The organism is Parafrankia elaeagni (assembly GCF_000374165.1).
Lineage (GTDB): Bacteria > Actinomycetota > Actinomycetes > Frankiales > Frankiaceae > Parafrankia > Parafrankia elaeagni.
The window spans coordinates 20,412-32,558 of record NZ_KB893671.1; the positions used below are offsets into that span (position 1 = coordinate 20,412).

Sequence of the window (12,147 nt, forward strand, 5' to 3'; positions counted from 1 at the left end):
CCTGGAACTGTCGGGGGCACCAGGCAGACTGGAGCCGTGCGGGTACTGGTTGTGGACGACGACGACGCCGTCCGGGAGTCGTTGGAGCGGTCGCTCCGTTTCGAGGGGTACGAGGTGCGCACCGCCACCGACGGTGTCGACGCCCTCGACGTCGTGAGCCGGGAGCAGCTGGACATCGTCGTGCTCGACGTGATGATGCCGCGCATGGACGGGCTGGAGACCTGCCGTCGGCTGCGGGCACGCGGCAACGACGTGCCCGTCCTGATGCTCACGGCCCGCGACGGCCTCGCCGACCGCGTCAGCGGTCTCGACGTCGGCGCCGACGACTACCTCGTCAAGCCGTTCGCGCTGGAGGAGCTGTTCGCCCGGCTGCGCGCGCTGACCCGGCGGGCGGCGCTGGCAGCCCGCACCGGCGCGGGCCGGGGCCCGGGCCACGGCCCCGGCCAGGCGGACGACGGCACCGCCAACGAGTTGATGTACGCGGATGTCCGGCTCGACCCGGTGAGCCGCCAGGTGCTGCGGGGTGCCCGCGAGCTGACGCTGACCAAGACCGAGTTCGAGCTGCTCGAGCTGTTCCTCAGCCATCCTCGGCAGGTCCTCTCCCGGTCAACGATCATGGAGAAGGTCTGGGGCTACGACTTCGGTCCGTCCTCGAACTCGCTGGAGGTGTTCGTGAGCTACCTGCGGCGCAAGCTCGAGGCCGACGGCGAGCCCCGGCTGCTGCACACCGTCCGCGGTGTCGGCTACGTCCTGCGTGAGCTTCCTGCTGACCGGGCGTGAACACCGGCCCGGCCCGGGTGATCAGGCCGGTGCCCCGGGTGATCAGACCGGCCAGGGGGCCGATGCCTGGCCGGGCGTGATCGGTACGGGCGGGCAGGCCAGCGCCGACGCCCAGGGGCGTCGGGTGGGCCAGGCCGCCCGGTCGCTGCCGGCGGCCCGGTGGGCGGGGCTGCGGCCCGGCCTCACCCTGCGGGCCCGGATGGCGCTGCTGGCCGGTGTCGCCGTCGCCGCCGCCGTCGCGGTGGTCGTCAGCGTCGCCCTCGGCGTCACCCGGATCGTGCTCAACCAGGCGATCGACGACCAGCTGGTCGAGCAGGCCCGGGCTTCGGCCGGGAACCTGCAGGCCAGCGAGATCAGTGTGCGGGCACTGAACTTCGGCATGGAGGTGCAGTTCCTCGATGCCCAGGGCGTGCCGCTGGAGAGCGCCTTCCCGTCGCTGGAGAAGTTCGCGATCCCGGTCGACGTCCAGGACACCGAGGTGGCTCGGGGGCTGCGCACGAAGAACCTGCACACGGTCACCGTCGACGGCGCGCGCTACCGGGTCGCCACCGTGCCGCTGCGCTACCCGCCGCCGCTCACCGGCACCGGCGCCCTTCAGTTCGCCCGGCCCACCGCGGACGTCGACCGTACGCTGCGTGATCTTGGCCTGGTGCTGTTCATCGTCGGCCTGGTCGGCGTCGTCGGCTCGGTGATCGCGGGGCGGCTCGTCGCCCGGGGCTCGCTGAAGCCCGTCGACGCGGCCGCGGCGGCGGCGGAGGAGGTCGCGCGGACCCAGGATCTCTCCGCGCTCATCCCCGTCACCGGCTCCGACGAGATCGCCCGACTCGCCACCAGCCTCAACAGCATGCTGCGGGCCCTGGAGGCGTCGCGGCTGCGGCAGCGCCAGCTTGTCGACGACGCCGCCCACGAACTGCGCACGCCGCTGACCAGCCTGCGAACCAACATCGAGCTGCTGCTGAGGGCCGAGACGTCGACGAACCGGGCGCTGCCCACCGCCGACCGGGAGGCGCTGCTGCGCGACGTCGACGCCCAGATGCGCGAGCTGACCCACCTCGTCACCGAGGTCATCGAGCTGGCGCGGGACGAGGCCCCGACCGAGGAGGTGGAGCGGCTCGACCTGGCCCAGGTGGTGCGCTCCGCGGCGGAACGGGCCCGGCGGCGGGCGAAGGGCCGCAACATCCGCATCGAGGTGACCGCGGAGCCGTGCCTGGTCGACGGGCGGCCCAACCTGCTGGAACGCGCGGTCACCAACCTGCTCGACAACGCCGTCAAGTTCGGCCCCGAGTCGTCGACGGTGTGGGTGGCCTGCCGCGCCGGGGAGGTGACCGTCGCCGATGAGGGCCCCGGCATCGCCCCGGGTGACCGGACGAGGGTGTTCGAGCGCTTCTACCGGGCGACCTCGGCGCGCGGCAAGCCCGGTTCCGGGCTCGGTCTGGCGATCGTGGCGGACGCGGTGGCGATGCACGGTGGAACGGTCCGGGCCCAGGAGACGCCGGGCGGCGGGGCACTCCTGCGGCTGACCCTGCCGCTCGCCCCCGGCACCCCCAGCTGGCCCGGCGTCTCCAGCTGGCCCGATGCCGGTCAGAACGATCCTCCCGCACCCGACTCGCCCTGGCGGCGCCCGCCAGCCCCCGCCGACTCGTCGGATCCGCGGCCCCCCCGGCCTGGCACCTCGCCCGGTTCTCCGCCGGTCTCCGCGGGGCCGTCCGCGGGGCCGTCCGCGGGTGGCGGTGGCGACCCGGTGCCTACCACACGGGGCCGAAAGGCCGACCGGTCCGGGGGGTCGCGAACCCGGCCGGGGGAGCGGGCAGTATCGGGCCCGTGACGTCCGCGACCGAAGACCCACAGCACCCCGCCGGCTCCCGCCAGCCCGCCCCGCCCGCCGGCCCCGCAGGAGCGGGCCAGCCGTCCGCCGGAGCCTGGGCGCAGCTCGGTGATCTCGCGGAGCTCGCCGCGGAGTTCGGTGTCGCGACGTCCTACGAGGGCCAGGACGGCGGGCTGGTCACAGTCGCCCCCGAGGCGGTCCGGGCTGTGCTCGACCTGCTCGGCGTCGACCCCGCTGATCCGGCGCGGGCGCTCGCGGACGCCCGGGCCGCACGCTGGCGGCGGGCGCTGCCGAGCTGCGCCGTGCTCCGCGCCGCCGCCCCGGCCCCGGTCGAGGCGCACGTGCCGGCCGACTCCCCGGCACCGTCCGCGAGTGTGGAGCTTGCGGACGGCGGCACCGTTCCCGCCGCGGTCCGGCTGACCGGTGCCGAGGAGGTCGTCGACGGCCGGCTGGTGCGGGCCGCGTCCGTGGACGTCCCGGCGGACCTGCCGCTGGGCGACCACCGCCTGCTGCTGCGCGTCGGTGCCACCGTGACACGGTGTCCGCTGATCGTCGTGCCGGACGCGGTTCCGGACGTCCTGCGGGACGGCGCCGGGGACCGGCGTGCCTGGGGCTGGATGATCCAGCTCTACGCGCTCGCCTCCGCGGGCTCCTGGGGGATCGGCGACTACGCCGACCTCGCGATGATCGCGCAGTGGTCCGGTCGGGACGGCGCGGATGTCCTGCTCGTGAACCCGCTGCATGCGGCGGCGCCGACGTTCCCCGTCGAGCCGTCGCCCTACTCGCCGTCGAGCCGCCGGTTCGTCTCGCCGCTGTACCTGCGTCCCGAACTGCTCCCGGAGTACGTCCACGCCTCCGCCGGGGTGCGGGCCGAGGTCGACGGGCTCGCGGAGCGGGCCCGTCGTGAGGGCATCCGCGACGGCCTGATCGACCGGGACGCGGTGTGGCGGGCGAAGCTGCCGGCGCTGGAACTGCTGTTCACCGACCACCATGAGCCCGACGACGGGGCCACCGCCGCGCCGGCCCGCGGCGGCGGCCCGGACGGGGGGCTCGCCGACTTCGCGCTCTGGTGCGCACTGGCCGAGCGGCACGGGCGGGACTGGCGCACCTGGCCGGAGGAGCTGCACGACCCGGCCGGACCCGCCGTCGAGGTGGCCCGCGCCGAGCTCGCCGGCCGCGTCGCGTTCCATGCCTGGCTGCAGCGGCGGTGCGACGACCAGCTGGCCGCCGCGCAGGCGACGGCCCGGGCGGCGGGGATGCGGGTCGGTATCGTCCACGATCTCGCGGTGGGCGTCGAGCCCGGCGGGGCCGATGCCTGGGCGATGCGCGGCGTGCTGGCCACCGGTGCCTCGGTGGGCGCGCCACCGGACGGGTTCAACCAGCAGGGCCAGGACTGGGGTCTGCCCCCGTGGCGGCCGACTGTGCTGGCGGAGAGCGGCTACGCCGCCTTCCGGGCGATGGTCCGCGCGGTCCTCGCGCGGGGCGGTGGGGTACGGGTGGACCACATCCTCGGCCTGTTCCGGCTGTGGTGGGTGCCGGCCGGCGCCGGCGCCGCCGCCGGGACGTTCGTCCGGTACGACGCGGCGGCGATGCTGGGGCTGCTCGCGCTGGAGGCCCGCAACGCCGACGCCCTGATCGTCGGCGAGGACCTGGGGACCGTCGAGGACTCGGTGGCCGAGGCGCTCGACCACGCCGGGATCTTCGGGTCGTCCGTCCTGTGGTTCGAGCGGTCCGACGACGGGGCGCCGCGTCATCCCGGCGAGTACCGGGTCCGGTCCATGGCCAGCGTCACCACGCACGACCTGCCGACCGCCGCCGGGTTCCTCGACGGCGAGCATGTGCGCGTGCGGGAGGAGCGCGGGCTGCTCGCCCGGCCGGGAGCGCAGGAGCGCGCGGCCTGGCTCGCCGAACGTGCCGACCTGCTGCGTCTGCTCGCCGGCGAAGGACTCCTCACGGCAGCGGCGGCGAAGGCGGCGGCGGGTGCGGTGCGGGCCGGGGATCTGCTCGCGCCCGAGGTGCGGGACGAGGCGGCGTTCGGGCTCCATGCGCTCCTCGGGCTGTCACGGGCCCGGGTGGTGCTGCTCGCCCCCGGGGACGCGTTCGGCGACCCCCGCCAGCCGAACCTGCCGGGCACGGTCGACAGCTACCCGAACTGGCGGCTGCCGGTCGTCGACGGGGCGGGTGAACGAGTCACCGTCGAGCGGCTGCTCACCGACCCGCGGCCACGGCGCCTCATCGCGGCCCTCGGCGAGCTCGGGGAGGCCGGGCCCGGGTCGCCCGAGCAGGGCGGGCCGCGTGCTGCCGACCGGGAGGCGGGCCCCACTCCCCGGCGCCCCTGAACCGCTGTGGTGCCTGTCGCGGCGACGAGGCCGGGCCGGTCGGCGGCGGAGGCGAGCTACCTCGCACCCCTGGGAACGGACGGTGACACCGGTTCCCGGTACCCTTCCGATCGTGATTCCACGTCGTCCGCGCCGTACGTCCCGGCGGTCGGTCGCGGCCGGCGACCTGTCCTCGACCTCCCGGTCGGGCCGACGGGTCGCCGCGCGCCGCGCGCTCACCGTCGCCGCGTTGTCCCTGTTCACGGTGCCCTTCCTGGCGGTCTCCGCGTCCGCGCAGGATGTGGGGACCACCTACGACCCCGACCCGCTGTCGGCCGTCCACGCCTGGACGATCTACGGTGGCACGGTCGTCGGTGGTTTCCTGCTGGCGTACATCCTCACCGCGCTGACGAGTCGCCTGAGTCGTCCGTCGCGCTACCGCCCGGGTCAGCCGTGGGAGCACGACACGACCTGGATCGGCGAGAAGCCGGAGGACCTTGACGAGAAGCGCTCGGGGGCCGCGCCGGGCGCGGGTGGTGCCAGTGGCAGCTGGTGAGGCCTTCACCCCCGAGCAGACCGACCGGCTGGAACGGGCCCGGCTCGCCGCGCAGAACTCCAGCGGCATCCGGTTCGCCGTCCGGGTCGGCCCGCTCGGCGGCGATCCGGAGCTCGCCGCCGAACGGCTGCTGGGGAGCCTCGCCGACCTCGATCTCGACCGTGACGAGGCCGTGCTGATCGCGGTCTCCCCAGGCCAGCGGTTCGTCCGGGTGGTCACCACCCCGGTCGCGAAGAAGCGCGTCAGCGATGCGGCGGCCGGCCTGGCCACCCTGGCGATGACGTCCAGCTTCGCTCTCGGCGACCTCGTCGGAGGGGTGATCACCGGGTTGCGGCAGCTCGCCGACGCGGCTGGCGCTCCGTCGATGCACGCGGCCACCCGCCGCTGAGCCGCGGCCACCCGCCGCTGAGCCGCGGCGGCCCTGGCCGCGAGGGCACGTCGGTCGACCGGTCACGCTGACCGGCCGGTCGGCCACCGCCGGTCGCCGCCGGCCCGCTGTCAGCGGACCGCCGGCGACCGGGAGCAGCGAAAGCAGTGGGAGCAGAGTGGGAACGGTGTCGTGACCGGCGCGGGGCTCAGCCGCGCGCCGCGCCGGCGGCGGTGTCCTTCGCCCGGGCGGCCAGCGCCCGCACCAGCCCGTCCCGGCCCTCCATCAGCGCCCGGCGCAGTGCCGGCACCGGCTCCCGCTCCGCCAGGTAGGTGTCGGTCCGGTCGACCGTGGCCTGCTCGACGACCCCGGACGGGAACAGCATCTGGGTGATCGTCTGAGCCGAGTCGAACGACCGCGTCTTCCAGATGCCGCCGATCTCGGCGAAGAACCGGTCGACGTACGGCCGGGTCAGCTCCTGCTGGTCGCTGATCCAGAAGCCGCTCATCGTCGCGACCGCCAGGTGGTTCGACAGCGTGTCCGAGTCCATCACCGCCGACCAGGCCGCGGCCTTGGCCTCGGCGGTCGGGCGGGCGCTGCGGGCGGCGGCGGCGCGCTTCTCCCCGGTCGCGGTGCTGTCACGGGCGAGCTCCGCGTCGATCTCGGCGTCGCCGAGGACGCCGCGGGCCACCAGCTGGGTCAGCAGCGTCCAGCGCAGCTCCGTGTCCAGCACCAGCCCGTCGATGACGTCCGAGCCCTTGAAGATCGCCCGTAGCCGGGTGATCTGCTCCGGGTCCTCGGTCTGGGCGAAGGCGGTGGCGAAGACGAGCTGCAGGTCGCTGCCCGGCTCGGCAGCGCGCATCAGCTCCTCGGCCCGGGTGGTCAGCTCCAGCAGCGCCGCCGGCCGGTTCGCCGGGTCGCCGTAGCTGTCGACGGTCAGCGCCGCCTTGGCGACCAGTGACTGAACCACGCCGATGTCGTCCTCGGCGTCGATGCCGGAGAGCACGAGCCGCACGTAGTCGCGGGCGGCGAGCTCGGCGTCGCGGGTCATGTCCCAGGCCGCCGCCCAGCACAGGGTCCGTGGCAGCGAGGAGGAGATCGTCCCGATCGACTCGGTGAGGGTGGCCAGCGAGCGCTCGTCGAGGCGCACCTTGGCGTAGGTGAGGTCGTCGTCGTTGAGCACGACGAGGTCCGGCTGGCGGACGCCGACCAGCTTCGCGACCTCGGTGGTCTCGCCGACGACATCCAGTTCGACCCGCTCGCGCCGGACCAGCGCGCCCTGGGCGTCCCGGTCGTACAGGCCGATCGCGACCCGGTGCGGGCGCAGCGTCTGCGACGCGGTGGCGGGGGCGCCTGCCGGCTCCTGGCGGACCTCGAACGAGGTGAACAGGCCCGCCGCGTCCGTCGTGAAGCGGGGGCGCAGCGTGTTCGCTCCGGTGGTCTCCAGCCAGTCCGCCGACCAGGGAGCCAGGTCGCGCCCGCTGGCCTGCTCCAGCTCGACGAGCAGATCCCGCAGCGAGGTGTTGCCGTACTCGTAGCGGCGGAAGTAGCTGCGCAGGCCGGCGAGGAACTCCTCCTGCCCCACCCAGGCGACGAGCTGCTTGAGGACGGAGGCGCCCTTGGCGTAGGTGATGCCGTCGAAGTTCGTGCGCACCGCGTCCATGTCGGGCGCGTCGGCGACGATCGGGTGGGTCGAGGAGAGCTGGTCCTGCCGGTACGCCCAGCCCTTCTCCGCGTTCGCGAAGGTCGTCCAGCCGTTGGTGAAACGGGTGGACGTCACCTGTGCCAGCACCGACATGTAGGTGGCGAACGACTCGTTCAGCCACAGGTCGTCCCACCAGCGCATCGTGACCAGGTCGCCGAACCACATGTGGGCCATCTCGTGCAGGATCGTCTCGGCCCGCCGCTCGCGCCGCGCCTCGGTGACCTTCGCCCGGAAGACGTACTCCTCGAGGAAGGTCACGCAGCCGGCGTTCTCCATCGCGCCGGCGTTGAACTCGGGCACGAAGAGCTGGTCGTACTTGCCGAACGGGTACCGGTAGTCGAAGACCCGGTGGTAGAAGTCGAACCCCTGCTTCGTGATCTGGAAGATCTCGTCCGGGTCGAGGAACTCGGCGAGCGAGCGCCGGCAGTACACCCCGAGATCGATCCCGTCGTGGTGGTCACGCACCTCGTGGTACGGCCCGGCGACCAGCGCGGTGATGTAGGTCGACATGACCGGGGACGGCGCGAAGGACGTCCGCGCCGCGCCGCCGGCGACCTCCGCCGTGCCGGTGACGACGCTGTTGGAGATGACCTTCCAGCCCGCCGGTGCTGTCACCGCGAGGGTGAAGGCCGCCTTCAGGTCGGGCTGGTCGAAGCAGGTGTACATACGGTGTGCGTCATACGTCTCGAACTGGGTGTAGAGGTAGACGGCACCGTCCACCGGGTCCACGAAGCGGTGCAGGCCCTCGCCGGTGCGGGAGTAGGCGCACTCGGCGACGACGCGCAGCTCGTTCGTCGCGGCCAGGTCGGGCAGCGTCACCCGCCATCCGTCGAACACAGCGGCCGGGTCGAGGGAACGGCCGTTGAGGACGATCTCCCGCACCGCGGGCGCCGCCAGCTCGACGAAGGTCGACGCGCCCGGCTCGGTGCAGGTGAACGAGGCGGTCGTGCTGGACAGGAAGGTCTCGTCACCGACCGTCAGGTCGAGCTCGACGCCGTAGGCGGAGACGGCCAGCAGGCGGGCGCGTTCGCGCGCCTCGTCGCGGGTGAGGTTGTGAGGCACCCGGATCCTTTCGCAGAAACGTCGCGGAATCGGCGGGGCAACGGGCGGCGCGCCCGGTGTGCGTGGTGCCCCCGGTGTGCGTGGTGCCACCGGAATGCGTGGTGCCACCGGAGTGCGTGGTGCCCGGTGGCCCCGCCGCGCGAGCGCACGGGCATGACGTGACGTCGCGCACCAGTCTCCCACGCGGTCGCGTGGGCTCCGACCACGTCCGGGTTACGCCGCGGACCACCACCGGGCCTCATGGCGCCTCGTGGCGCTTCGGGGATCATCGGGAGCCTCCGCCGGGACGGCCCCCGCCCCACCACAGCGAGTCGGGCACACCGGGCAGTCGGCACACCGGGCGGGTGACACACCGGGCGGGCGATGCGCCGGGTGTCGCCCGCCTGCCTACGGAGCGTGCGTGTTCCAGACCTTGGTGGAACTGTGTCCGTCCTGTCGGGTTGGATGTCCGGAGGAGATGTCCCGACGTTCGTCAGCCGTCGGCAGTCGGCCATCAGCAACCGGCGCGCGCCGGAGCGAGGGGGTGGGCGGTGCGCCGGGTCGCAGGCCTGGGGCGGGTGCCCGTCCGCGGCCAGCGGGCAGCCGGGAACGGGACGGAGTCCGCCGTTCCCGCCTCGACCGCACGCCGTGCCGAGCAGCACGTCCCCGTGTCGTTGCGGGTCGCCTCCGCGTGGTCTTGGCGGCTGCTTGTCATCGGTACCGCGGTCTACGTCATGGCCATGATCGTCGGGCGGGTGCGGGTAGTCGTGATCCCGGTGATCGCCGGCCTGCTCATCGCGGCCCTGATCCATCCACTGGCGCACCGCTTCCAGCGGATGGGCATGCCGCGGCTGGGTGCGGCGTTCGCCTCGCTGCTGGTGTTCTTCCTGCTGGTGACAGGGGCCGGTGTCGCCGTCGGCTTCAACGCGGCCAACGAGATCCCGGCCGTCGCCGACCAGGTCAGCGAGGGCGTCGACCAGGTCCGCGACTACCTGACGGACGGGCCCTTCCACCTCTCCGAGGGGCAGATCGACGATCTCGTCGACGACATCCGCAAGAGCCTGACCGACAACCGCGGCCGGGTGGTCAACGGCGTGCTGTCGACCGCGTCGGTCGCCGCGGAGGTGCTGACGAGCATTCTCGTCGCGCTGTTCTCCACCTTCTTCTTCCTGTACGACGGCGAGCGGATCTGGAGCTGGATCGTCACCCGTTTCCCCGCCGGCGCGGAGGACCGGGTGCGCGGTGCCGGCCGGGAGGCCTGGTCCACGCTCACCGGTTACATCCGCGGGACGGTGTTCGTCGCCGCGGTCGACGCGGTCGGCATCACCGTCGGTCTGGTCGCGGTCGGAGTCCCGCTGGTGGCCCCACTGGCACTGCTCACGTTCTTCGGGGGCTTCATCCCCATCATCGGGGCGACCGTCGCCGGCATCGCGGCCGTTCTCGTCACCCTCGTGTCGAACGGTTTCGGCGACGCGCTGATCATTCTCGGGGTGGTGCTGGCGGTCCAGCAGATCGAGGGCCACCTGCTGCAGCCGCTGGTCATGAAGCGGGCGGTGCGGCTGCACCCGCTGGCCATCGTCATCGCGCTGTCGGCGGGCGGGGTGCTCGCCGGCATCCCCGGCGCCATCGCGGCTGTTCCCTTCGTCGCGGTGGTGAACCGGGTGGCGACCTATCTTTCCGCGGAGGGGAAGGAACCACTGCCTGCGGATGGTTGACGCTGCACGGGGGCAGCGAGGGCGGCCGGTCTGTTTCGTCCGCCCTGTCTCTGTCCGCCAGCGGACGTTGACCGGCCAGCGATTCAGGAGATGCGATGACAGTCGACACCACGATCTCGGCAGGTGCCGCCACCGGTGATTCCCACTCCGCCGGAGACGATCCGGTGGTCGAGGCGGATTTCTGGTTCGACCCGCTGTGCCCGTGGGCCTGGCTGGCGTCCCGCTGGATGCTGGAGGTGGAGAAGGTCCGTCCCGTGCGCACCCGCTGGCACGTGATGAGCCTGGCGATTCTCAACGACGGGCGGGATGTGCCCGAGGCGTACCGGGAGGCGATGCGGCAGGCGTGGGGCCCGGTGCGGGTCTGCATCGCCGCCGCGGCCACCGCCGGTGACGAGGTGCTGCTGCCGCTCTACACGGCGATCGGCCGCCGCCGGCACCTGGAGGAGGCGGAGCTCACCGAGGAGACCTTCGCCGCCGCGCTCGCCGAGATCGGTCTCGACCCCGCCCTCGCCGCGGCCGCCCACTCCACCGAATGGGACGAGCAGCTGCGCGCCAGCCACGAGGACGGCATCGGCCGGGTCGGCATGGACGTCGGTACTCCCGTGATCGCCGTGGCCGGTACGGCGTTCTTCGGGCCGGTCGTCACCCCGACGCCGCGCGGTGAGGCCGCGGGTCGACTCTGGGACGGCGTGCTGCTTGTCGCCGGGACCCCTGGCTTCTACGAGCTCAAGCGCACCCGCGACCAGGGACCGATCTTCGACTGATCCGCCGAAGCCCGTCGCACCCGTCGGGGGAGGGGTTCGTCACCGGCGGTGCGGCGGTCGTCGGCGACCGGGCATGATGGCGCATCATGCGCGTCCATCTCGGTTCTGATCATGCTGGGTTCCACCTGAAGGAGGCGTTGCTCGCCCGCCTCGCGGAGCTCGGCCACACGCCCGTCGACCACGGGCCTGTCGAGTACGACCCCGACGACGACTACCCGCCGTTCGTGATGGCCGCCGCCGCGGCGGCCGCGGCGGAGCCCGACAGCCTCGGGATCGTCATCGGCGGTTCCGGCAACGGCGAGGTCATCGCCGCGAACAAGGTGGCCGGCGTGCGGGCGGCCCTGGTCTGGAGCGAGCAGACGGCGACCCTCGCCCGCCAGCACAACGACGCGAACGTCATCAGCGTCGGTGCCCGGATGCACTCCGTGCCCGAGGCGACCGGACTGGTGGAGGTCTTCCTGACCACACCGTTCAGTGACGAACAGCGACACCTGCGCCGGATCCGGATGATCTCGGCCTACGAGCGTTCCGGCGAGCTACCGGGCGTGTCCCCGTCCACATCGGCGTCCTGACCGCCCCGACCGGCGTCCTGACCGCCGGGCCTGGAGGCGCCTCGCCGGGAGCGCCCGGCCCTGGCGTCCGCACGACGCCGGCCTGGCCGTGAGAGTGGCGCTGTGGGGGGCTCACGGGGCGGCTGCGGCTGTTCCTCCGCGGCCGGCTCGGACGCCGGCTGGGCCGGATGGGCATGGCGCAGCACGACCGTCTCCTCGGCCCAGGCGAGATCCTCCTCGGTGAGGCGTGAGACGTCCCGGGCGCGCATCGCGGCGCTGAGACTGAGCCGCGAGCGGCCCCCGCCGACCAGCCCGCGCAGCATCGCGTCCGCGCGATGCTGCTCGTCGCGTGGCATGGGCCTCCCTTTCCTCTCCGGAGACCGGCCCCGGCCTGCGGCGGCAGCGCCGACCGCCGTCACCCGGCCGACCGCCGTCACCTGGCCGACCGCCGTCGCCCGGCCGACCGCCGTCGCCTGGCCGACGGCTGTCACCTGCCGACACTATCCGTGACTGCCCGGTGAATGG

10 protein-coding genes are annotated in these 12,147 nt (G+C 73.6%); 8 read left to right on the forward strand and 2 right to left on the reverse strand.

The genetic code is table 11. The features are described 5' to 3' along the window. Positions 1–36: 36 nt before the first annotated feature. From B207_RS0101880 to B207_RS0101900, 5 genes are all read left to right on the forward strand, one after another. Entirely contained in the window at positions 37–780 is a 744-nt protein-coding gene (locus B207_RS0101880) for a response regulator transcription factor (protein ID WP_026310565.1), read from the forward strand. After that, on the forward strand, positions 755–2,605 hold the full coding sequence (locus tag B207_RS32110; RefSeq protein ID WP_018634809.1) for a sensor histidine kinase: 1,851 nt from the start codon (positions 755–757) through the stop codon (positions 2,603–2,605). Before B207_RS0101880 ends, B207_RS32110 begins: the two co-directional genes overlap by 26 nt. Then, complete coding sequence (gene malQ, locus B207_RS32115) at positions 2,602–4,944, forward strand: 4-alpha-glucanotransferase (RefSeq protein WP_018634810.1); 2,343 nt, start codon at positions 2,602–2,604, stop codon at positions 4,942–4,944. The genes B207_RS32110 and malQ overlap by 4 nt, the downstream gene beginning before the upstream one ends. A gap of 82 nt (positions 4,945–5,026) precedes the next feature. After that, entirely contained in the window at positions 5,027–5,479 is a 453-nt protein-coding gene (locus B207_RS0101895; RefSeq protein WP_018634811.1) for a hypothetical protein, read from the forward strand. After that, a complete protein-coding gene (locus B207_RS0101900; protein WP_018634812.1) occupies positions 5,466–5,867 on the forward strand; it encodes a DUF5130 family protein in 402 nt (133 codons plus the stop codon). The genes B207_RS0101895 and B207_RS0101900 overlap by 14 nt, the downstream gene beginning before the upstream one ends. A gap of 187 nt (positions 5,868–6,054) precedes the next feature. Here the strand turns inward: B207_RS0101900 and pepN are convergent, their stop codons facing one another. Further along, complete coding sequence (pepN, locus tag B207_RS0101905) at positions 6,055–8,613, reverse strand: aminopeptidase N (RefSeq protein ID WP_018634813.1); 2,559 nt, start codon at positions 8,611–8,613, stop codon at positions 6,055–6,057. 530 nt (positions 8,614–9,143) lie between these two features. On the opposite strand from pepN, the gene B207_RS0101910 reads away from it, so the two are divergent. From B207_RS0101910 to B207_RS0101920, 3 genes are all read left to right on the forward strand, one after another. After that, positions 9,144–10,307, forward strand: a complete 1,164-nt coding sequence (locus B207_RS0101910; RefSeq protein WP_018634814.1) for an AI-2E family transporter — start codon at positions 9,144–9,146, stop codon at positions 10,305–10,307. Positions 10,308–10,402: 95 nt separating this feature from the next. Further along, complete coding sequence (locus B207_RS0101915) at positions 10,403–11,071, forward strand: mycothiol-dependent nitroreductase Rv2466c family protein (RefSeq protein WP_018634815.1); 669 nt, start codon at positions 10,403–10,405, stop codon at positions 11,069–11,071. An 86-nt stretch (positions 11,072–11,157) separates the two neighbouring features. Continuing rightward, positions 11,158–11,643 (forward strand): ribose-5-phosphate isomerase, encoded by a 486-nt coding sequence (locus B207_RS0101920; protein ID WP_018634817.1) that lies wholly within the window; start codon positions 11,158–11,160, stop codon positions 11,641–11,643. On the opposite strand, the gene B207_RS32120 is transcribed toward B207_RS0101920, so the two are convergent. Beyond that, positions 11,589–12,113 carry a hypothetical protein gene (locus tag B207_RS32120; RefSeq protein WP_035739713.1) on the reverse strand — a complete coding sequence of 175 codons (525 nt, stop codon included), beginning with the start codon at positions 12,111–12,113 and terminating at the stop codon, positions 11,589–11,591. The two genes, B207_RS0101920 and B207_RS32120, sit on opposite strands and share 55 nt — an antisense overlap. Positions 12,114–12,147 lie beyond the last annotated feature (34 nt).